This is a genomic window from Aureibaculum luteum (assembly GCF_003449015.1).
Lineage (GTDB): Bacteria > Bacteroidota > Bacteroidia > Flavobacteriales > Flavobacteriaceae > Aureibaculum > Aureibaculum luteum.
Genome location: NZ_QRGD01000007.1, coordinates 1 through 22900, shown reverse-complemented (window position 1 = coordinate 22900; position 22900 = coordinate 1). Strand labels below are relative to the sequence as shown.

26 protein-coding genes and 1 other RNA gene are annotated in these 22900 nt (G+C 30.6%); 21 read left to right on the top strand and 6 right to left on the bottom strand.

What is annotated here, in order from left to right:
• Positions 1-133 precede the first annotated feature (133 nt).
• Genes kdsA through D3P13_RS15335 form a run of 3 tightly spaced genes read left to right on the top strand, consistent with a single transcriptional unit; the run spans position 134 to position 2899 of the window.
• The gene (gene kdsA, locus D3P13_RS15345; RefSeq protein ID WP_117883759.1) at positions 134-952 is read left to right on the top strand and encodes a 3-deoxy-8-phosphooctulonate synthase; all 819 of its coding nucleotides are present in this window, start codon (positions 134-136) and stop codon (positions 950-952) included.
• Positions 953-966: 14 nt separating this feature from the next.
• Positions 967-1821 carry a hypothetical protein gene (locus tag D3P13_RS15340; RefSeq protein ID WP_117883758.1) on the top strand — a complete coding sequence of 285 codons (855 nt, stop codon included), beginning with the start codon at positions 967-969 and terminating at the stop codon, positions 1819-1821.
• A gap of 40 nt (positions 1822-1861) precedes the next feature.
• Complete coding sequence (locus D3P13_RS15335) at positions 1862-2899, top strand: transglutaminase domain-containing protein (protein ID WP_157972935.1); 1038 nt, start codon at positions 1862-1864, stop codon at positions 2897-2899.
• 112 nt (positions 2900-3011) lie between these two features.
• Here D3P13_RS15335 and D3P13_RS15330 read toward each other — a convergent pair whose 3' ends face one another.
• Together D3P13_RS15330 and D3P13_RS15325 are read right to left on the bottom strand one after the other, a co-directional pair.
• Positions 3012-5567 (bottom strand): adenosylcobalamin-dependent ribonucleoside-diphosphate reductase, encoded by a 2556-nt coding sequence (locus D3P13_RS15330; RefSeq protein WP_117883756.1) that lies wholly within the window; start codon positions 5565-5567, stop codon positions 3012-3014.
• Positions 5568-6305: 738 nt separating this feature from the next.
• On the bottom strand, positions 6306-6671 hold the full coding sequence (locus D3P13_RS15325) for a DUF1801 domain-containing protein (RefSeq protein WP_117883755.1): 366 nt from the start codon (positions 6669-6671) through the stop codon (positions 6306-6308).
• A 101-nt stretch (positions 6672-6772) separates the two neighbouring features.
• Between D3P13_RS15325 and D3P13_RS15320 the strand changes: the two genes are divergently transcribed.
• Genes D3P13_RS15320 through D3P13_RS15305 form a run of 4 tightly spaced genes read left to right on the top strand, consistent with a single transcriptional unit; the run spans position 6773 to position 9543 of the window.
• Positions 6773-7411 (top strand): hypothetical protein, encoded by a 639-nt coding sequence (locus D3P13_RS15320; protein WP_117883754.1) that lies wholly within the window; start codon positions 6773-6775, stop codon positions 7409-7411.
• 3 nt (positions 7412-7414) lie between these two features.
• Positions 7415-7714, top strand: coding sequence for a winged helix-turn-helix domain-containing protein (locus D3P13_RS15315; protein ID WP_117883753.1), 300 nt, complete (start codon positions 7415-7417; stop codon positions 7712-7714).
• A gap of 51 nt (positions 7715-7765) precedes the next feature.
• On the top strand, positions 7766-9163 hold the full coding sequence (locus D3P13_RS15310; RefSeq protein WP_117883752.1) for a DUF4153 domain-containing protein: 1398 nt from the start codon (positions 7766-7768) through the stop codon (positions 9161-9163).
• Positions 9160-9543 (top strand): hypothetical protein, encoded by a 384-nt coding sequence (locus D3P13_RS15305; RefSeq protein ID WP_117883751.1) that lies wholly within the window; start codon positions 9160-9162, stop codon positions 9541-9543. Before D3P13_RS15310 ends, D3P13_RS15305 begins: the two co-directional genes overlap by 4 nt.
• Before the next feature lie 33 nt (positions 9544-9576).
• Here the strand turns inward: D3P13_RS15305 and D3P13_RS22255 are convergent, their stop codons facing one another.
• Positions 9577-9843, bottom strand: a complete 267-nt coding sequence (locus D3P13_RS22255; RefSeq protein ID WP_232829215.1) for a hypothetical protein — start codon at positions 9841-9843, stop codon at positions 9577-9579.
• On the opposite strand from D3P13_RS22255, the gene D3P13_RS22460 reads away from it, so the two are divergent.
• The gene (locus D3P13_RS22460; protein WP_394336473.1) at positions 9803-10123 is read left to right on the top strand and encodes a VTT domain-containing protein; all 321 of its coding nucleotides are present in this window, start codon (positions 9803-9805) and stop codon (positions 10121-10123) included. The genes D3P13_RS22255 and D3P13_RS22460 overlap by 41 nt on opposite strands.
• 43 nt (positions 10124-10166) lie before the next feature.
• On the opposite strand, the gene D3P13_RS15295 is transcribed toward D3P13_RS22460, so the two are convergent.
• Positions 10167-10388: a DUF3820 family protein gene (locus tag D3P13_RS15295; protein WP_394336469.1), complete on the bottom strand. Its 222-nt coding sequence runs from the start codon at positions 10386-10388 to the stop codon at positions 10167-10169.
• Positions 10389-10446: 58 nt separating this feature from the next.
• Entirely contained in the window at positions 10447-11652 is a 1206-nt protein-coding gene (locus D3P13_RS15290; RefSeq protein WP_117883748.1) for an NAD(P)-dependent oxidoreductase, read from the bottom strand.
• 106 nt (positions 11653-11758) lie between these two features.
• Here D3P13_RS15290 and ssrA point away from each other — a divergent pair.
• Positions 11759-12153, top strand: a transfer-messenger RNA (tmRNA) gene (gene ssrA, locus D3P13_RS15285).
• A gap of 256 nt (positions 12154-12409) precedes the next feature.
• Entirely contained in the window at positions 12410-13663 is a 1254-nt protein-coding gene (locus D3P13_RS15280; protein ID WP_117883747.1) for a site-specific integrase, read from the top strand.
• 715 nt (positions 13664-14378) lie between these two features.
• On the opposite strand, the gene D3P13_RS15275 is transcribed toward D3P13_RS15280, so the two are convergent.
• The gene (locus tag D3P13_RS15275; RefSeq protein ID WP_117883746.1) at positions 14379-14774 is read right to left on the bottom strand and encodes a hypothetical protein; all 396 of its coding nucleotides are present in this window, start codon (positions 14772-14774) and stop codon (positions 14379-14381) included.
• Positions 14775-14872: 98 nt separating this feature from the next.
• Between D3P13_RS15275 and xerA the strand changes: the two genes are divergently transcribed.
• The 11 genes from xerA (at position 14873) to D3P13_RS15220 (ending at position 22691) form a co-directional block, all read left to right on the top strand.
• On the top strand, positions 14873-15997 hold the full coding sequence (gene xerA, locus D3P13_RS15270) for a site-specific tyrosine recombinase/integron integrase (RefSeq protein ID WP_117883745.1): 1125 nt from the start codon (positions 14873-14875) through the stop codon (positions 15995-15997).
• 6 nt (positions 15998-16003) lie between these two features.
• Entirely contained in the window at positions 16004-16438 is a 435-nt protein-coding gene (locus D3P13_RS15265) for a DUF7674 family protein (protein WP_117883744.1), read from the top strand.
• Position 16439: 1 nt separating this feature from the next.
• Positions 16440-16772 carry a DUF1493 family protein gene (locus D3P13_RS15260; RefSeq protein ID WP_157972934.1) on the top strand — a complete coding sequence of 111 codons (333 nt, stop codon included), beginning with the start codon at positions 16440-16442 and terminating at the stop codon, positions 16770-16772.
• A gap of 220 nt (positions 16773-16992) precedes the next feature.
• Positions 16993-17448: a hypothetical protein gene (locus D3P13_RS15255; RefSeq protein WP_117883742.1), complete on the top strand. Its 456-nt coding sequence runs from the start codon at positions 16993-16995 to the stop codon at positions 17446-17448.
• Between the two features lie 195 nt (positions 17449-17643).
• On the top strand, positions 17644-18345 hold the full coding sequence (locus tag D3P13_RS15250) for a DUF6090 family protein (RefSeq protein ID WP_117883741.1): 702 nt from the start codon (positions 17644-17646) through the stop codon (positions 18343-18345).
• Positions 18346-18403: 58 nt separating this feature from the next.
• Positions 18404-18916, top strand: a complete 513-nt coding sequence (locus D3P13_RS15245) for a hypothetical protein (protein WP_117883740.1) — start codon at positions 18404-18406, stop codon at positions 18914-18916.
• Between the two features lie 58 nt (positions 18917-18974).
• Positions 18975-19718, top strand: a complete 744-nt coding sequence (locus D3P13_RS15240) for a DUF6090 family protein (RefSeq protein WP_117883739.1) — start codon at positions 18975-18977, stop codon at positions 19716-19718.
• 167 nt (positions 19719-19885) lie between these two features.
• Positions 19886-20383: a hypothetical protein gene (locus D3P13_RS15235; RefSeq protein ID WP_117883738.1), complete on the top strand. Its 498-nt coding sequence runs from the start codon at positions 19886-19888 to the stop codon at positions 20381-20383.
• Between the two features lie 221 nt (positions 20384-20604).
• Positions 20605-21678, top strand: a complete 1074-nt coding sequence (locus tag D3P13_RS15230; RefSeq protein ID WP_117883737.1) for a hypothetical protein — start codon at positions 20605-20607, stop codon at positions 21676-21678.
• Between the two features lie 195 nt (positions 21679-21873).
• A complete protein-coding gene (locus D3P13_RS15225; RefSeq protein WP_157972933.1) occupies positions 21874-22245 on the top strand; it encodes a hypothetical protein in 372 nt (123 codons plus the stop codon).
• 86 nt (positions 22246-22331) lie between these two features.
• Positions 22332-22691, top strand: coding sequence for a hypothetical protein (locus tag D3P13_RS15220; RefSeq protein ID WP_117883735.1), 360 nt, complete (start codon positions 22332-22334; stop codon positions 22689-22691).
• The last annotated feature ends 209 nt before the right edge of the window (positions 22692-22900 follow it).

Genomic DNA, 22900 nt, shown 5'->3' with positions numbered 1-22900 from the left:
TATAACACTTTAATAACGCATTTTATCTCATAACATTTTATCATTAACTCAATTGACAAAAGTAATTTTCATTTACTATTTCTCATGTTAAGAAAAGCGTAAAATATTGTACTTTTGCAATAAATTTTAACGCATGGATATTTCTGTTATTCCCAATATTAAACATACAAATAGTAATAACTTTTTTCTATTGGCTGGGCCATGTGCCATTGAGGGCGAAGAGATGGCTTTACGAATAGCTGAAAAAATTATTTCAGTAACAGATAAGCTAGAAATTCCCTTTATTTTTAAAGGTAGTTTTAAAAAGGCTAACCGTTCTAAAGTAGATAGTTTTAGTGGAATTGGAGATGAAAAAGCCTTAAAAATACTTCAAAAAGTAAGTAAAACTTTTGGAGTGCCTACAGTAACTGATATACATGAAAGTGGTGATGCTTATCTCGCCGCTCAATATGTTGATGTCTTACAAATTCCCGCATTTTTAGTTCGTCAAACGGATTTAGTCGTTGCTGCTGCAAAAACGGGTAAGGTTGTCAATTTGAAAAAAGGACAATTTATGAGTGCAGAAAGCATGAAACATGCTGTAAATAAAGTGATTGATAGCGGTAATGAAAAAGTTATGATAACCGATAGAGGTACTATGTTTGGGTACCAAGACATGATTGTCGATTTTAGAGGAATTCCTACAATGAAACAATTTGGAACCACTATATTAGATGTAACCCATTCTTTACAACAACCAAATCAGACTTCAGGTGTAACTGGTGGTAGACCAGATATGATTGAAACCATCGCTAGAGCTGGAATTGCCACAGGGGTTGACGGATTATTTTTAGAAACTCATTTTGATCCTGCTAATGCCAAATCAGACGGTGCTAATATGTTACATCTAGATCATTTGGAAAAATTACTTACCAACCTAGTAGCCATAAGAAAAACCATAAATACTCTATAAATAGAAATACTGTAATGATTAAAAATAAATTTTTTCTAAGTATCATTATATCTTTGATCACGCTAAGTCTTTTGGCACAAGAAACTAAACCTACAAGATATACAGCTAGTAATAAAGGTAAATTTTTTGTGAGTTGGGGAGGCAATAGAACCTCATTTACCAATTCAGACATCACTTTTAAAGGGGCTGATTATGACTTTACGTTGACAGATGTAAAATCTCACGATAAACCTAAAGGTTGGCATATTGACTATATTAATCCTGGACGGATGACCATTCCTCAAACTAACGCGAAAATTGGATATTTTATTAATGAGCATTATACGGTTGCTATTGGTTTAGATCATATGAAGTATGTGATGACCCAAAATCAAACTGCACAAATTGATGGTGACATAAATATGCCAATTACTGAACCTGGAGCTGTTTTTAATGGCTCGTATAACAATGTACCTATTCAATTAACTGAAGATTTTCTAAAATTTGAACATACAGACGGTTTAAACTTTATCTATTCTGAATTTTCGAGATTTGATGATATTTCCTCTCTTTTCAATATTAAAAATACGGATGTATTTCAAGTGAATATTACCGAAGGAATTGGTGCTGGTGTTTTGTATCCTAAAACCAATGCTACACTTTTATCAAAAGAACGCCATGATGATTTTCACATTTCTGGATATGGTGTTGCGTTAAGTGCAGGATTACATCTTAATTTCTTAAAATATTTCTATATAAGGGGTGATTTAAAAGGAGGGTTTATTGAAATGAACAATATTAGAACCACTAAAACCAATGCTGATAGTGCTTCTCAATCATTCTTTTACTTTCAAAGAGTAATATCTCTAGGAGGGATTTTTAGGATATAGATTGCAATTTTTTAGCTAAAATACTGTTATATAGTTTATTGTGAGAAACATAACACTATACCTGTTGCTATTTTTGTTTTTAAACAAAAGCTATGCTCAGCAATTTGATATTGCTGGACAAATGAATAATATCCATTCTCCAATTGCTTCCATAAAAACCATGACGAATGAATATGATGCTGTTGACGCAAGAGTAAAAAGCTATAGCTCAGATTACAACAACTCAGCAGCCCTAGCGGAACAAATTCTCAAAGATTTTACGACGAAAAAAGATAGAATTAGAGCCCTCTATACTTGGCTTTGTATTACAATTAAATATGACATGGCTTCCTTTTCTAAAGGACAGACTGAAATTGGTTTCAGTTATACCTCTAAAACGGATTTTGACCGTAAAATGAAGGCTATAAACAATTCTATTGTCCATAAAACACTTCAGACCAAAAAAGCAATTTGTGAAGGTTATGCCCAAACGTTTAAAGAAGTTTCAGAATACTTAGGTATTGAATGTAAATTAATTGGAGGATATGCTAAAGGTGATGTTAGTGATATTAATACTATTCCAGAAGCAGAAAACCATGCGTGGAACGCTGTTAGAATTGATAAAAAATGGTATTTGGTTGATGCTACTTGGGGTTCAGGTTATACCTATGTCAACAAATGGTTTGCTCAATTTGACGATTTCTATTTTTTTCCTGACCCTGATCAATTTGCCCTTACCCATTATCCTTCTGAAACCGAATGGTTACTAACTGAATCTAAACTGACTCTAAAGCAATTTTATAGCAAACCCATTTATAAAAATTCTTTTTTTCTTAATAAATTGAAATTAATTTCACCAAAATTTGGTGTTCTTGAAGAAGCAACTAAAACCGATATTACATTTTTAATGGGGCACTTACCTGAAAACATGAATTTGTTTTATGCGTTTAAGGGCGATAGATATAGTAAAAAAATTGAACCTGATTGCAATAGTAATCAATGTACCTTTAACATTCCATTTACAAAAACTAGTAATTCGGAATTGTATATTTTTGCCAATCAAAGGCCAATTTTAGAGTACTATGTTAGGCTAAAATAATAGAGTAGTTATAATTTGATGTCATTCCGAGGTACGAGGAATCTTTTTAAATGTAATAACAAATATTAATGAGATTCCTCGTACCTCGGAATGACAAAATACTATTGTTTACCTACCCACACTTAGACATTCCGCAACTTTTGCATTTTAAACAACCTTCTTCAAAAACCAACCCTTCTGGGTCTCCACATTCACTACATTTTTTGTCCTTTACTATGGCATCTTTAGGGATAAAGCGTTTTAAAGCTCGTGCAACACCATTTTTCCATGTATTGATATGATCGTCATATAAATTTAAATTCTGAATTAAATCAACCACGTACGGCATTGGCATGCCATGACGTAACACACCAGAAAGTAATTTGGCATAGTTCCAAAATTCTTTATTGAAAGATCTAGACAATCCTTCAATAGTCGTTTTATAGCCATCACTATCTATATATTGAAAATCGTATCTGGATTCTTCACTTTCATCTCTATTTTTTATTACCCAACCTTTTTCAACCCATTGTGGTAGGTTAAAAGCATCTTTCATTTTTCCTGTAAAAATCTCATAAGGTTTTCCGTCAATTAAACCAATAACTGCTAACCATTTTTCTGATTCATTGTGAAATCTAATAATTTCAGCTTCAATTCTATCTGGTCTTTTAGCCACTATAGTTTCTTCTTGATATCCTTCCTTTTTTTCTTTGCTTTTTTCATCTGTTGATACCAAAATACCGCTTCTTGAACCATCTCTATATACGGTAATTCCTTTTAAGCCTTGCTTCCAAGATTCAATATAAATATCTCCAACTTTATCAACAGTAACGTCTGATGCTAAATTAATGGTTGAACTAATTGAATGTGTGGTGTATTTTTGAACTAAAGCCTGCATTTGAACTCGTTTGTTCCAGTCAATTTCAGGAGCAGTTGCACCTGCATATGGACTGTCTTTAACTTCAGTTTTACCGGTTGTATTCATCCAAGTTTCAAACTTTTTATGATAAACAGTAAACTCTTCAAAAGCGTCTCCTAATTCATCTACAAAATCAACTTTAGAATTTTCGTCATTGGTATTTACTTTTCTACGACGTACATAAGATAACAAAAACACAGGTTCTATACCTGATGATACTTGTGCCAACATACTTAATGAACCCGTTGGAGCTACTGTACTAATTGAAATATTTCTTCTTCCGTTCTGCATCATTCTATCATACAAATCTGGAAACTCATTACTTATCATTTGAACAAATTCGGAAGTGTCTTCAATGTTTCTATTAAACACTTCAAATTGCCCTCTGTTTATCGCCATATCAATACTGCTATCAAATTCGGCTACGAATTTTTTCTTCATAATGGCATCAACCACTGATAAAGCTTCATCTGTATCAAATTTAATTCCCAAAGCGGCAATAGCATCTGCTAAAGCAGTAAAACCTAAACCAGTTCTTCTTCCTTTTTTACCAGTTTCTGATAATAATTCCCAAATATCTTTTTCTGTACGTTTGATATGATCAGGTTCTGGATCTGCTTCAATTTTTGCTAAAATTTTTGCTGCAGCCTCCAATTCTAAATCAACCAAATCATCCATTAAGCGTTGTGTTTCATATACAACCTCGTAGAATTTTTTATAATTGAATTTTGCTTTTTTAGTATATGGGTCTTCTACAAAACTGAACAAATTCACTGCAATTAAGCGACAACTATCACCTCCTTGCATAGCAATTTCAGAACATGGATTTGTAGAACTATTTTTAAATTCAGGATACACTGATGATGTAGAATAGTGATGCTGTCTATCCCAAAATATCAAACCAGGTTCAGCTGAATTATGAGCACATGTTATAATTTTTTCCCATAATTCATTAGCATCAATTTCTTTGGTATATTTTGGTTCTGAGCTTTCGATAGGCCATTGCAATGTAAATTTTGTATTGTTTACTACAGCATTCATAAAAGCATCAGATAATCTGATAGAAATATTTGCACCTGTAATCTTAGTTAGGTCTTGTTTAATAGTAATAAAGTCTTCAATATCTGGATGTGCAACATCCATGGTTAACATTAACGCACCACGACGACCATTCTGAGCAACTTCACGAGTTGTATTTGAAAACCTATCCATAAACGATACGGCTCCTGTAGTTGTTCCTGCCGCATTTGATACCAAAGCATCTTTTGGACGTAACTCAGATAAATCTACTCCTACTCCGCAACGTCTTTTAAATAATTGTGCTAATTGCTGATCTGTATAACAAACACCTCCGTATGAATCTACTACTGATGGTACCACAATACAATTTGAAAGTGATGCTATTACTTCCTTATTACCCAAACCGAACATTACACTTCCTTGTGGAATTACATATTTGAAATCCTTAAAAAGATCATATATTTTTTCAGTGGTTAATGGTTTTCGAGCTTTTCCATAAGTTGATAAATTATCTGAAACGTTGTCTGTTGGAATGTAATTTTTTTCAATTCTACCAAACTCCTCTGCCATTCGCAAATGCATCTCATCAGGAGATTTCTCCTTGTATTTTCCAGTTTTGTCTTTGAGACAATACTTGTTAATCCAAGTAGTAGCGGCTAGTTCGTCACCTTTAAAATAGGCTAATGAGCTTTCTAAAACTTCTTGATAATCATAAATTTCAGCTTTGGTTTTGGTAATTTCTACAGACATAATCGATTTTTATTGATATTTAGAGCTGTCAAAATTAACCTAGAAATTTACATGTTCCTGAATAGGTTTTGAAATTTAATAACAATGAGAGGTTGAAAACTTTTTAATGAATAAAACTGTAAAAAGTGATTTTTTTTTGGTAATTTATTCAGCAATTATTCCTCTGCTTTAAATGCTAATGGTTAAACATTTTAACCTTAACGAAATAAGCATCTTTAGGTACTTTTATTAAAATAGTTTTATCAATATCCTAGTACTTAATACATGGACTCTTCAAAATAAATTGTTAGAATGTGAAATGTAATTAAACTTTTTCATATCATAAGTTGAATCTTTTGTTTATAAATAATTGAATTTTTATAAATATTTTATTTCATACTTATAAAATATATTTTAAATTTACGTTCATAATAAAAATGAAAAAAGAGCAGCTGAAGACTGCCCTTTTCCGATGGTAAGATTGAATTAAGTATCCTAATGAGAGAGCTTATTTTCAATCAGTGTATATAATTGTACTTGTTCCATCTTTATCAAATTAAAATCAGAAAACAGGTTGGCAATTATGCCAGCCTTTTTAGCTTTAATTGATTTTGTAAAATTAACCTAGAAATTTACATGTTCCTGAATAGGTTTTGAAATTTAATAACAATGAGAGGTTGAAAACTTTTTAAGGAATTAAACTGAAAAAGGAATTTTTTTTTAGTAATTTATTCAGCAATTATTACTCTTCTCTATATGCTAATGGTTAAACATTTTATCTTTAACGGAATAAGCATCTTTAAGTACATTTATTAAAATAGTTTCATCAATTTCTTCCAATGATGAATATCGTAATGATTTAATTACTTTGCGTTTGGCTGTTGTTAAATCTTCTAAATGAACCGTTATATCACCTCCATTCCAAAAGCCTAAATCTACGAATTGCTCCTTTAAGTTCACATTCAAATAACAAAATGGTTTGTTGTCTATATAATAAAAGGGGATTCTGTATTTGTATTTTAAATCAACTTCTGAAATAGTGTTTTCAATAATTATCTGTAAGTGCAATACTATAGAACGATAAGGTTCAGGTTGATTTAAAATGTAATTTTCTGCTGGGTTCATAATTAAACAAATCAATTAATGCCATTTAATAATCACAAAGTAAATAAATTCTTGCACATTTCAAATATTCTATTAACTTTGCATTTCAAAGTACTTTTATTATGAGTGAGAAAGATTATTTAAAAGACATTTCAGAGATTAAAGATATCATGAACCGTTCAACACGGTTTATTTCATTAAGTGGACTCTCAGGTATATTGGCGGGAACCTATGCCTTAATAGGTGCATATATTGCCTACATGTTATTAGGAGATGCTAATTATAATTTTGACTATTCTACTGAAATTCTAAAAACGAACTACACAACACTTAGCTCTTTAAAAAATTCATTAATAGGGGTTGCTTTAATTGTTGCTTTTTTATCTGTGATTTCAGCCTATTTTTTAACAAAGCAAAAGGCAAAAAAGAATAATGAAAACATTTGGACACCAGCTTCTCGCCAACTAATTAGTAGTTTTGCAATACCAATGATTACAGGAGGCGTATTTATCTTTCTTTTAATTCAAAAAGGTATTTATGGCATTGCTGCACCAGCAGCTCTTATATTTTATGGATTAGCTTTAATCAATGCTAGTAAATACACATTAAGTCAAGTCCGATTTTTAGGAGTATTAGAAATCTTATTAGGATTATTAGCATTGGTATTTTTTGGTAATGGATTGTTATTTTGGATTCTTGGATTTGGCATTCTACATATTATCTATGGTGCATTGATGTATTTTAAAATGGAGAGAAACTAAAAAGTGAAAGACATAATTAAAAATATAAACAAACTCTTTGATCATAGAATCAGACTAGGAATTATGTCTGCTTTAATGGTTAATGACACCCTCGACTTTAATACGTTAAAAGAATTGCTTGATGTTACCGATGGTAATTTAGCGAGTCATATTAAAGCATTAGAAAAATCAGATTATATTAAAATAAGAAAATCATTTATTGGTAAGAAAACCAATACAAAATATAATGCAACACATTTAGGTACATTAGAATTCAAAAAGCATTTAACTGCCTTAGAACGAATCATCAATAATAAACTTTAAAATTTTTTACCTAATTACTTTGTATTTCAAAGTGCTTTTAAAATAAAAAAAATGAACAAAAACATTCCATTAATCGCTAGTTCTCTAATCTTTAGCTTATTATTCTTTAAGCAGAATATTGGTTTAAATTGTCTATTATTCTCAATGCTTACAATAGCACTACTCTTAATATTTAATACCAAGCAATTTAAAACAAAAAAGGTGCTAACAGCTGCACTCGTTTTTTTAGCCACCGCAACCTTTGTCTTTATTTACAACGCTACGTTAAGTATAATATCAAGCATTGTTGCCTTTTTTTATCTTTTAGGAACATTAAGTGAAGTAAACTCCTCCGTTTATATTCAACTCCTTAATGGCTTTTTCTCTTCAATTGCTTCAGGTTTCTCAATGTATTACAATCGTTTCTTAGAAGAGACAGAAGCCGTAAAAAAGAAAAGCATCGATTACGTTTACTGGCTAAAAATGATTGGAATACCGACAATAGTGTTGCTCATATTTGTAATCCTATACCGAAGTGCTAATCCCTATTTTGATGCACTTTTAAATAAAATAGACTTTAGTTTTATCAACTTTCAATGGATCTTATTTACCATATTAGGCTATTTTTTACTGTTAAACATTACAAGTCCAATTACAATTGAATCCGCTACGGCTTTCGACTTAAAAACAGATAATAATCTCAACAAAGAAGACATAAAACCACAATCTAATGAAAACTTGGGTCAAGAGAACCAATTGGGAATCATTTTACTCGTGCTCTTAAATATGCTGATTATATTCTTCTTAGTTACCGATACTATTTATTTAACCAATCTAACAGATTTAAATGCGTCAGACCTCTCAAAAGCCGTTCATGAAGGTGTCTATGCCTTAATAACATCAATAGTTTTTGCCATCGCTATCATACTTTACTTTTTTAGAGGAAACCTCAACTTTTACAAAAAAAACAAAAACTTAAAAACACTAACCACACTGTGGATTTCCCTTAACATTGTCCTTATTTTATTTACAGCATATAAAAACAATCTTTATGTTAATTTTCACGGTTTAACTTATAAAAGAATTGGTGTTTTTATATATTTATTGTTATCAATAATTGGCTTATTAACCACTTTTATAAAAGTATATGCTACCTATAATTTCTGGTTTCTTTGTCGTAGAAATATCAGTATTGGGTTTGTAGCATTAATTTTCTCTTCTACCATAAATTGGGATAAATTAATCACAAAATATAACACGCAACACGCAGAGCATATAGATTTTGATTATTTAATAGACTTGTCCGATAATAATACACTTACACTTAAAGAATATTTAGATGTTATTACAAACGAACCACCTATATCAGCTCAAAATCAAATAACACATAAATACAATCAGTATTGTAAAAATTTAGAAGACAACAATTGGCAAGAACTCGTTTTTGACAATTTAATATTTAAGCCATGAATGTTGGTACACAAATAATAAAAACGGCCTTTAAGTCAACACTCTTGGCAACATCGTTACTCTACTTCGTTATACTTGGTTTAAATGGAGTACAAATTTCAGACCCCATTCCTTTTCTACCTATTTGTCTAATCGTAATTTTTATTTTTAGTATGCTAGGCGTAAGTTTTACCATTGTTCCCTTTTACTATCTTGGTAAAAAAGATCAATTACCTAAAATAGGTAAGCGATTTTTTCCTTTATATACAATTTTATCTTTTTCATTCTGTTTAATGTTCATTACAATATCTGGTTTTATGGCCGCAATTGTTATTCTCGGTATTGCCTATATTACAGCAATGTTTGCATGGATGTGGTTTTTTTATGTTGAACACAAATAAAAATAATTCAAAGTAATTGAAAAAGACAAAAATTTATCTTAGAATTTTTTGGGTAGTACTTGTACTTATAGGGTTAACCTTATTCTTTTTATATCCTGAGAGGTTTACACATGACTCGCTTTCTGCCTTTGTAAAAGAAAATTCAACGAAAATATTTTCTACATATATCGCAATTTGTCTTATTCGGGGTCTTTTCTTATTACCGTCTACTCCATTTATTTTTGCTGGCGTTCTTCTTTTTCCAGAATCACCATGGACTGTGTTTTGGATCTCCATGTTTGGAATAATGACTACTGCCATTTACCTCTATTTTGCTTCTAAATTTTTAGAATTTGGAAACCTTTTTGGTCAAAAACATAATTCAAGAAAAACCAAAATAATAGAAAAATTAGACAAACATGGGTTTTGGGTAGTTCTTGGTTGGTCTTTTTTCCCTTTAGTTCCAACAGACTTGATTTGCTATATTGCAGGTTCTATACGCATGAACTTTATAAAATACATTTCAGCAATTTTTATTGGGGAATCAATTCTTGTAGCATGCTATATATTTCTAGGAGAAAGTATATTAAAATTGATTTGATTATCGTAAATAACAATCTAAACCGTGCGTTTTTTAGCACCCTCTAATTATCCCTTCGTTTTATCTCTTTAACCAAATGCTCTAAGCCATTTAGTTTTAATTCATAAACCAAACCGAGCATCATCCCTAATTTTCCTTTCGGGAAGCCTTTGGCATGATACCAAACAACATAATGCTCTGGCAAATCTATAAGGTCTCTCCCTTTAAATTTACCATATGGCATTTTAGTGTTGGCTAAATCGATAAGAAATTGTTTGTCTTGCATTATAGTTAGTGCCTAGGCATCCCTAAAGTTCCCTCGAGGGGACAATTAATTCGTATTTTTACTCTTTACCGTCAACGTAATCTTGAAGGTATTTAAAATTTTCAGTGAGTTTACCGTTCTCGGTCATTTTTGCTCGCTTTAAAACACCGTCTTTATCATCATTAAAAAATGCCGGAATTACATCTTTTAAAAACATGTTTCCAAATCCGCGACTTGCATTATCAGGTAATTCGCAAGGCAAATTATCTACTGCCATTACAACTATAGCCTTAGCATCTTTATAATCAATTTCTTGACTCGTTTCAGGATTATACCCATAGACCGGATCAGCAATTGTAGAAGGTCGGATAGTTGGTGCAACCGGACCATCAATATCACAACTAATATCTGCAATTACTTTTATATTAAAAGTATCCGATTTTGTGTTGTCATGTGTAATTATATACGGAGCTCCTTCACCATAAAAATGGGCAGCAATATATAATTCGCTTACCGCTGCAAAACGCATAAATGATGATTCGTACTCACTCGGGTTTTCGAAAAAATCATATTTATCTAATTCCTGTCCGTCTTTGCGAGCATTATAATCTAATACATCTAATTGTACATATACCGGTTCCTTAAAATCCTTTTCTAAATAGTCATTAACTGAAACTTCTTTAATTTTTAAGATTTCCAAAATTTCCTTTACTCCAGTACCTACCTTACCTGTGCCCGTTACCACAATTTTAATTGCAGGGACTTGATTTTTCTGTAATTCCTCCTCTAATTCTTTACCATTTTTTAAACTGTCAGCATTTGGCAAATTTATACCTCCAAATTTAATACCATATGCTCTAATAGCATTATAGGCCCCTACAACACCCGCGTAATAACCAAAACCTATTAATCGATTCCCACGACTATCGGTAATCGTTTCATGATCATAAAAAGTAATATTTTTATCGAGAATGGCTTTTAACAAAGCTCTGTTATAGGGTTGTTTTTTTATAGTATGTGAAAAGAAAAAATAAGATTTGTTGGCAATTAAACTTTCTATGGTAGCTTCTTTTACACCTAACATCACATCACAATCTGAAATATCTTCAGAAACCGTAATACCTAACGCTCTATACTCTTCATCTTTAAAAACTCTAATATCAGAAGATTGAACAACTACTTCTGCATTAGGATAAGTTTCTAATAACTGACAACAAGCCTCGGGCGATAAAACCACACGACGATCTGGCGGACTTTTAACTTCTTTTATTATAGCAAACTTCATATGTTAGGTTTTGGTACAGATTTTGTTGCAAGGTATTATGAAATAAGGTATTTAACAAGTTTTGATTTCAAAATTATAACTATCTTTGTAAATTAAATAATAATTTGGGGGCGACTGGTTTTGACAGCAAGACCAATTGAACTGTAAGCATGTCGAGCAATGAAATAGTACTCGTAAAACTCAATTTCAACACTTTAAACGGCGAGAATAACTACGCTTTAGCTGCATAATCCGAATTACAGTAGGATTTAGCCTCGTCTCTACTAGGTAGAGAAGCTTTATGTCTCCTGACAGCCTTTGTTAATGGCGTTCAAGTTTGAGACATCGTAAAAATTGACATAGAAATGCTATACTTCGCTAGTGTTTTGAAACTAAAGAAGATAAGCTAAAAGTGGGCGGTTGTCGGTCAGCTTTTGGACGAAAATTAAACGATGACTATGCATGTAGAAAGCACTTTAGTTGCTTGTTTGGACGAGGGTTCGAGTCCCTCCGTCTCCACTTTTATAATACTAAATGATAACAAAATCCTGTAAATCGTTGATTTACAGGATTTTTAATTTTCATTGATATCATTTAATAGCAATTAATAGCATAAAAAAGGTGAGCAATTCGGTGAGCATTAATAATTTAAAATAATGCTCACCGATTTAGCTATAATAAACTGTATATTAATTAGTTACAAATACACTTTTTTTACCTATTTTCTTGGTATTTCACATTTTTTTACATACTTTAGGTGAGCATAAAATGCTATTTTATGAAAAATACATTTTCAGTCTTATTTTATCCAAAGCGTAGAGACAGTGATTTACCTGATAAAGCCTCTGTTTATATGAGGATTACGGTTAATGGGAGACGAAGTGAGTTAAGTATTAATAGAAAGGTAAATGTGTCAAAATGGAATCAAAAAGCAGAGAAATTATCGGGCACAAAAGAAGAAGTAAAGGATTTTAATAATTATTTGGACGCGTTAAGAAACAAAATTTACGCTATCCATCAACAACTTTTAAGACGAGATATAAAGATCACTTCAGAAGCCATAAAAAATAGTTATTTGGGTATCGGTGAAAATCAAATGATGCTATTAGAGATTTTTGAAAACCATAACGAACAAATGGAGATGCTAATTGGCAAAGAATATGCGCTTAGCACGGTTAAAAAATACAAAACGGCATACAAACACGTTAAAAATTTCTTAGCGTATAAATTTAAGCTAAAGGATATTCCAATAGAAAGGATAAATCACAGTTTTATTACAAATTTTGAATTTTACCTAAAGAGCGTCAAAAATTGTAATCACAATTCAACTCTAAAGTATATTAAAAACTTCAAAAAGATTATAATCATTGCCCTTTCAAATGGGTGGATTGACAAAGACCCGTTTATAAACTATAAAGCTCGCACAAAGATAGTGGAGCGTGAATTTTTGACTAAAGAGGAAATTCAATTAATGTTATATAAAAAATTCCATGCTCCAAGACTCGAACTAGTACGAGACATTTTTATATTTTGCTGCTATACTGGTTTCGCCTATGTTGATGTTAAAAAACTAACAAAAAATAATTTAGTTAAAGGAATAGATGGAGAAATGTGGATTATGACCAATAGAACTAAAACAAATACACCTAGTAACATTCCATTACTCCCAACAGCTCTAATGATTCTAGACAACTATAAAGACCATATTGACGTAATAAATGGAGACATTTTATTACCAGTTTTAAGTAACCAAAAGTCTAATGCTTACTTAAAGGAAATTGCTGATTTGTGTGGTATTACAAAAAATTTAACCACACACCTTGCTCGTCATACTTTTGCAACCACAGTTACACTTTCAAATGGTGTCCCGATAGAGTCAGTGAGTAAAATGCTAGGTCATAAATCATTGAGAACAACACAGCATTATGCTAAAATTTTGGACAGAAAAGTCTCTGATGATATGGCTATTTTAAAGTCAAAACTTATTCATTTAAATAAGAATGATAAATCTTATTCTGAGAATAATAATTAAGTCTTTAATTTTTATTTTTTTCATTAGCCAATATTTTTTGAAAGTTGGGAAATTACTTCAAATAATCTAGTCTTAAAAAGTACTTCGATCATGAGGAATGCAGATAAGTGCAAGATGTGTTTTTGTTCCCACAAAAACAACCTTGTCTGCTCCCGAAGGTCGCAAAAAAAAGACAGTACATTAAATGAATTAGCAAATTTTTTTTAATTTAGTACTCTTAAGTTATTCTAAGAATAACTTATTCTTTTTCATAGCAATTTTCCCACTCCTTTTTTATTTAAGGGGTGGGATTTTATTTTAACACAAATAAATAGTTGATAAATTATTTTATTAATGAAATCAACCTCTATATTAAAATTAAACAGAAAAACGTTTTTAAACTTGTGGATTTGGAGGCTGGTATTTGCGGATGAGAATCCACCAGTTTAAAAATGAACCAAATCCGCTCGAGCGGATGCGGTAGTTTTCACTCCTCTCAATTTGACATAAAAAGCAACAAACTTTATTAATTGTAACATTTTTACTGGAAAAAATTACCTGTTTATAGGGTCTCCAGAGCTTTTTACTGGAAAAATGTGACAATAGAGATTTTCATAATGAACATAATTTACTGAATTTCAGTAAATTAACAAACAGTAACATCGCGAAGCGTGTTACCCTCTTGCTCTTCAAATCCGTTCGCAAAAAGCGAACAAATTTTCAGACAAATAGTTAACTATTGCTTAAATTTCTTGTGATTCATATATTCTTGCCATAAAATAAGGATAAATTTTTTTCTTCCATTCTCTTTCTTTGTCAAAAAACCATATTCATATACAAACAGGTAAACATCTCCTTTTTGATTTTTCCAGTAATGCGTGAAAAAATTTGGGTCAAAGCCTAAATCTATAATTATTTCTGTTCTCACGGTTGCTTTGCCCGCCTTATTATATTCTTTTAAAATTTTTCGGTTTAGTTTCAATTGATTATCAACTTGGTTAAAAAACTTTGGAGCCTGTTCTTGCGACAATTTATAATGGTATGCACTTTTACAGTATTGATCACAGAATTTCTTGTCTGATCTTCCCTTGAGTTCCTTATTACAGGATAGACATAGTTTTTGAATTTTCATATAATTTCAATTTTAAAAGTACATTATACGTATATTATTCATATAGTATACGATTATTTAAGTATTTAAATGTAATATTGAATAAAGTAGTAAGTCAAATGGAAAAATCAATAACCCTTAAACACCTATTAATACGAAAACAGCAATGTATTGGACTACAGTTTTATACTGATAAAGTAGTACAAGCATTGATAAAAGAGTTGCCAAGCCCTAAGTGGAGCAAGGAGTTTAACATGGTCTATATCTTAAACACTAAACAGAACGTTAACCTTGTATTTGAGAAATTTAGGGGTGTGGCTTGGATAAATGGCAATTATTTTTTTCAAAATAACACGCTGAGAAATGATAATGAAGATGTTGATTTAGACTGGTTCAAGAAGCGTGAAAAGAAAGAAGGCTATAGAAAATGCCCCGAAGAATACTTAAAAAAACTTGAACTTAAAAGATATGCCAACAATACGGTCAAGAATTATGTGTCATGTTTTGAGTCGTTTATAAACCATTATAAAGATTCGGATCTATTAGATTTAAATGAAAATGACATTAGAGACTATTTGCAAAAACTAATTAAGGAAAAGAAGTCAAATTCATCTATAAATCAGACGATCAACGCCATAAAATTTTATTATGAAATTGTACTTGGCATGCCCAACAGATTCTATACTATTGAAAGACCAAGGAAAGAAGAAAAATTACCAAAAGTTCTATCAAAAGAAGATGTTTTGAGTGTAATTGAACAAACCAACAACATAAAACATCGTTGCATCGTTAGCTTACTATACTCGGCAGGTCTTAGAAGAAGTGAATTGTTGAATTTGAAAGTGGAAAATATCGACAGTAAAAGAATGTTGATACGAATTGAAGGGGCAAAAGGCAACAAAGATAGATATACTTTGCTTTCAAAAACTTTTTTAAAAGACCTTAGGCTATATTATAGAGAATGGAAACCCAAAATATATCTATTTGAAGGCCCTAAAGGAAATCAATATTCGGCAGAAAGTGTGCTCAAAATAGTAAAACGAGCAGCTAAAAAAAGTGGTATCAAGATGAATGTTACCCCACATGTTTTAAGGCATTCTTTTGCAACCCATCTGCTTGAAAACGGTACAGATTTAAGATATATCCAAGCCTTGCTTGGGCATAAAAACCCAAAAACTACCGAAATTTATACACATGTGGCGACAAATGTTTTTTTACAAATAAAAAATCCTTTAGATTTGTAAGGATATATGGAGTATATAGGTAACGGTACTTATATCCCTTCGTTAGCAGCAATTACAGAAATGACAAAACAGACCGCATTTGATTTTTACACCTCTTTGGAAAAACAATTTCCAAAAATTAAAAAATTACAGATACTCAAGGGAATTGACCTTGAGGAAGACGGATTTGAAAATTCTGGAATAATGACCAAACTAGCGGAAGAACTAACTCAATTTGTTTTAGATGGTGAACTTCAAGAAGCAATCCAATTTATGAACAATGTGGAGGAAGCATTCAACAGCTCAGAAGATACCGTTACTAATTATTTGTATACGGACTTTTTAGTGACAATTATGGAACAAAAAAAGAAACCTAGAGAGTATTTAAAATCAATAATGGGAATTAAAACGAAAGAACATTACAAAAACCTTTTTTCATTTTATCGAGAAATTGATGTTTAATATGAAACAAGAACTAATTGATTTTATAACAAATAAGACTCATCTGAAAGTTGATGAGATAAACTCTGAGTTAAAATTGGCTGAAGACATTGGATTCTATGGACTTGATGCAATTAGTTTCTTTGAAGAGTTTTTTGAGAAATTTGAAATTCAAAACCTTGATGAGTTTGATATTGATTTACACATTGATGGCAGTGTCGACTTTGCACCACGCCCATTAAACTGGATTAAAAATATTCTGATTAAAGAAAGAAGAAAGTATTTAAAACCTGATGTGACTATGGGACACCTTGAAAAGGTAATCGAAGCTGGAAAATGGATTGATAATAAGTAAAAAAGCTGCTAACAATGTATATAAAACATAGCTATTATAGGCTTTTCGAGAGGTTTATGTGTATTTGGGAAGACCTCCAAATTTTTAAATTTGGCTTTTAATAAAATAAAGATAAAAAGAAAAATTTAAAAATTCGGCTCAGTGTTTAATTCGAAACGATTACGTCTTTTAACACGCTACGTTTCATATACGAGACGTTGTGCCTAATTAAAGAAAACAAATGAAAAGAATATTTATACTGTTAATTTTAAGCCTATCAATTCAATATACTTTTGGACAAGCTTGCGGAATATACAGAATTAAATATGTCGGAAATATAAAATCGGAATCACTAAAAATTGAAAAAATAAAACTTCCGACAATTGAATTTCTTCACGGATTAGAAAATGAAAGTTCTGAAAAAGGGTTTATCGAAATTGAACCAATCGCGAACGGAATTGATATTGAATTAAATTCACCTCTGACTTCTCATCTTTTTGGGAAAACGGAAAACCTACTCAAATTCTATAAAACGAAAAGAGAAAATATCCCGATTATCATTACAGTTATTGAGAACGGAAAAAACAAAGAAATACGGATAGAATTGACTTGGAATAACATTCAAATTAAGAAACTCGAAGATGAAAATTTTGGAAATATATTTGAACGAAATCTGAACGAAATAAAAATAAAATAACTAGGCACAACACCGTGTATATTTAATTGCTAGGTTCTCGCCTATTCGGAAAATCTTAGCAGATTTTCTAATCCGTTTTTGTTTACTAAATTAGTAACTTACAAACGCAACTAAGCATACACAAACACGTTGTGCTTCATTACCAGGAACCGCTAACCAATGATTAAATTCTTTAGAAAAATACGCTACGACCTTATGGAGAAAAACAAAACTGCCAAGTATTTTAAATATGCTATCGGAGAAATTGTACTTGTAGTTATTGGAATTTTAATTGCACTTTCAATTAATAATTGGAATGAAAACAGGAAAAGTGAAAATCAACTTAGCACCATTTACAATGAAGTTGAACAAAACTTAAAGTCTGACCTCTCAAATATAGATGACGTTATAAAACGATATGAACAATTAGAATTGAGAATTGAAAAATTCATTACAGAAGGATATTCAAGTATTCCTTTAGATTCAATTAACGCAACTAATTATTTAGATTTTACTACCATCCCAATTGATATAAATAGTTTTATAGCCTTTGATATTCAAGATAAAGGTATTGGATTACTTAAAACCTATAATGACTTTAACACTAGCGGAAATAAAGACCTAACAAATGAAATTATTCAGTTCTATAATATTGATGAATCTTTAAATTTGGTACTTGATAAATTAAAGGAAGAATCATTTAATAATATAAAATATATTGAACAATTCTCTTGGTATTCAGACCATATGAATATGAAATACAATCCAGGAACGATAGCTTTTTTTGCAAAGAGTAAAATTTTTAAAAATAAGGTTGTGACATATAGATTAATAGCGATTGAAAATTTTTTGCCTATGTTAAGATATTATAAAGAGTCAGCAACTATATTATTAGAAAAAATAGAAACAGCTTATTAAAAATGTAGTAGGTTATTAGACAGACTGACATTAGCAAAAATTTAAAAAACCAATAGATATGAATAAAATAATACTTACATCAATTAGCATAATTTTTGCTTGTAATTCAATTTTCGGACAAACTAATGATGACAAATACGCAAAAGATGTAAAATCAGTAGATGCGATAATAAATGCATATTATGATGTTGTTTCTGGCTCGAGTAGTGAACCTTGGGAGTTTGAAAGAGATAGTTACATTCATTCAAAAAATGCTTTTATTACAAGAATTGATGAAAATGGAAAAGCGAAAACTCATTCTTTGGAGGCGGAATATATACCAATTGGATTATCACCAAAAGAGAATTTTTATGAAAAGGAGCTAAAAAGAATAGTTAGCAAGTTTGGAAATATTGCGCAAGTTTGGAGTGCATTTGAAATACGAACTGACCTAAAAACTGAATCCAATATTAGAGGTCTAAATAGCGTTCAACTTCATTATGAAAATGGAAGATGGTTTATAGACAGTTGGACTTGCGAAATGGAATCTGAAAAGAATAATTTAGTAACTGAATTTTTGAATAAGGAATAATAAACTTTTGCTAAGATGTATAAAACCATTGTGCTTTACTATCAGAAACCGCTAACCAATGATTAAATTCTTTAGAAAAATTAGACAAAACCTGCTGACTGAAAATAAATTCAGCAAATATCTGATTTACGCGATTGGCGAAATTGTACTTGTTGTAATTGGAATTTTGATTGCATTGTCAATCAATAATTGGAACCAAGAACGAATTCAGAAACTTGAAGAACAATCCATTGTAAAGAACATTCATACTGAATATTTGCAAAACAAAGCGATTATAAAAAGAAGAATTGAGGAAAATGAATTATGTGAGGCAGCCCTCAGACAATTAATGAATAATATAGGCAAAGACGAAGATTATCTTAAAAAGCAAAATGTTGATAGTTTACTTTTTTATGCCTTTGACCCTCCTATATTCAGACCCTCGGAAAATACCATTTCTGGTCTAATACAATCGGGACGTTTGGAATTGCTCCAGAATCAGGAATTGGTTAATTTAATATATAATTGGGGACGAACGATGAAAGCATTGACAGATAGAACAACAAGATTTACCGCAAAATTAGATAACGAGATTTTTCCCTATTTATCAAAAAAATATTCCTTTAAAGATATGGATGCCTATGGTCCATTAAATTGGAAAGAAAAATCAAACCTGAAGGTGGATAAACTTCAAATTTTTAAAGAAATTGAATTCGAAAACAATACTGACGAATTTTTATACTGGATTGCAGATAACAAAAACCTATTTATAGAATTAGACCTATTGATAGATAAAATTCTTAAGGAAACTCAATATGACTAAATTATAAATAACGAAAGCACAACAATGGCTATAAGTAATTGCTTGTTCTCGCCTACTACTGAAAATCCTCGCGGATTTTCAATTTGGTGGGTACTTGCGAAGTTAAGTATTAACCCACGCAACTACTCATAGCCGAGACCGTTAGGCAATATTTAAATAAACCAATTATGAAAAAACAAAAACTATCAATTACAACCTTATTATTCGTTCTAATTTTCAGTATGATAGGTTGTTCGGAAAAGGAAATGAACAATCTAGAAAGTAATATTCTAGGAACGTGGGACAAGGATTGGAATAAATCTTTGGCATATGTTGAATCAAAGCCTGAACTGAAAGACTATTTATTTGGATTGAAAATGGTTGCAAAAATGCAAGGGAATCACAAATACAGTTTTAATAAAGATAGAACGTTTGAATTAATTTTAGGTAAAGAAAACTTAGCTGGAGAAAAAAGCGAAGGGATTTGGAATATCAGTCTAGACAGTATTCTTAAAATAGAAACTACTAAATCTACTAAAAGTGGAGTATTTAGTGGAGGGAAAAATACTGAAAATGAAATTCTAACGTACAAAATAATATCGCTAGATTCAGATATAATCGAATTGAAACAAATAACTGAAACGCTCAGCGAAGTACCAGAATTTATGATAAAAACTGAGGAGTAAAACATTGCCTAACAAAACCTATAAACAATACGGGCTTTGGGCTTAAACGCTAAGGTCTGTGTTTATTTATAAGGTCGCGAAATCTTTGGGATTTCGCTTTGACACAAAAAAAGAAAAAACAAAACCAAAAGATTTCGCTATGTGCATGGCGGAAAGCAAACGCTAGTTTGCTCCCGTACTGTTCATAGCTAAACCGTTAGCTAATATTAGAAAAAATCTAAATGAAGAAAAAAGATCCCGTTTTAATAGGACTAATTGTTCTCTCCATAATACTAATAATATACTCTCTTTTTTACTTTATAAATTATTACTCATACAATGATTTACTTTTTCATTTTCCAGAAAGTGTAGATGATAAAAATTTAAAATTACCACCAAATGAAATTGGAGATAGTATTGGAGGGGTATTAAATCCAATAATTGCTTTTTCAGCATCTGTTCTTACATTTTTGGCTTTCTATATTCAGTTTAAAGCAAACAATGAACAAAGGAAAATTTTTCAGGCTACAATAAAAAAAGAAAAAACAATAGAACATAATAGACATAAAGCTAATATTAATATTTTTAAAGCTCTTATAAACTCAATGACAGAATATTATAACAAATCTGGAGATTTGTTAATTGAGTTTATAAACAGAGAAGAAGAAAATCCTTTAGAAATTAATTATTATGCATTTCTTACAAATTCTAGCTACGAAAATTTTAACAAATTAAACTTACGTGATATTTATTCTTCAATAGCTTACTCATTTGAAAATAACGATGAGAATGAAAATTGGGAGAATAATTTCATTGACACTCTTACTATTGTTGACTTCTACCACAAACTAATAACAGAATTAAAAATAAAATTTGAAATACACGTTAAATCAAAATCAGACAACCTAAATTCTGTTGGTGAAGTTTTAAACAAAAACATTGGTGATATTTTATCAGACCCATATTTATCATCCTTTGATGGAATTGAAGACTACATAGCTATAGTGTATAATAAAGATAATTCATTAAACCCTATAATACCTGATAAGGAATTTAAAGGAATAAGTTTCTCTAGACTTCAAGATGAATTTTTCAAAAAGTTTCTAACTAATTTAAAAAAAGAATATGATAAGGAAAATGACCCGAAATTTAAAAAACTTTTAGAGTTATATAGTTTTGAAAACAAACGAATTGGAAAAGAAAAATTTCAAACATTAAAATATATTGAAAATTTAAAAAAGCAACATTCTAGATTTTCTGAAGGAAAAGAGTTCGATAAAATAAAAGAATTTCTTGAAAGAATAAACATTAGCTAACACTATATAAAAAACATAGGGCATTTGTGCTTAATCGAAAGTTGGTTGTCTATTTCCGAGGTCGCCAAATATAAAATTTTGACATTTATAACAAAAAAGATAAAAGCAAAATATTTATATTTGGCTAAGTAACAAGCCGGAAAATAGTGCTTATCACCTGCCCTACGATTTCTTATATTTAACGTTGCCCACAATATGAAAAAACTCATCGTAATAACTTTAATTCTGACTTTAAACTCGTGTTTATTGTTTAAAGAAAACGGAATTGAAATGAAAATTAAAAATAACTCGAGTGAACCGATTACAAATGTTGAATTCACAACAACGGAAAAACTTGAAATAATAAAAATTGACAAAATTGAGCCGAATGAATCTATAACTGAATTTTTATCAATGAAAAAAAACAAATCTGACGGAGCTTATTCTCTGACATTCAATCGTACAAATGGAAAAAAAGAAATAACTGGTGGTGGATATTATACGAATGGAGGTTCACTTGACCATTGGGTTGACTTTAAAGTGGAAAATGACACGACGATTGTAAAATTTGATGCACCTATATATTGAAAAAAATAATCCGAATAACACTAATCTCATTTCTAACTTTAAGCTGTAATTCTAAAAAGAAAACGGAACTGAAAACTTTTGAGCAAATGGAATTAAAAGATTACACCGAAGAAGAACGAAAAAAGGAATTTCAATATCTGAAAACAAATTTATTTAACGGACTTGAAAACCTGAATGACGGATTCGACTCTGAATCGATTTACTATTTCTCAGAGTCTGACTTTGAAATCGTGCTTAACAAAGCAGAAAAAAACGAAATTGCTATTTTCGGAATTGAACCTTGGCTAAACGGAGATTTTTATGATGTTTTGAGTTTCGAAGAATACAAAACTGTTGCGAATGACCCAAAGTGGTATAAAAAAGCATTTAATGAATTTAAGAAACGTGAAAAGAATTTAATGTATTCAGCAAGTTATCAAGTACCGAAAAAGTTGCTTGCGGAATAAAATACTGTGGGCAACACCGTATATAATTTATTGCTGGCTTCTCGACTATATACGAAAGTCCTCGCGGACTTTCTTGGTCGGTAATTATTTACTAAATTAGTTGCTTGAAACACGCAACAAACCATATACAACAACGTCAGACTGTCTAATAACTTCTAACATTTTCTTTTAAAAGAATCATATTGGTTTTATAACTTTTTTGTATCTTC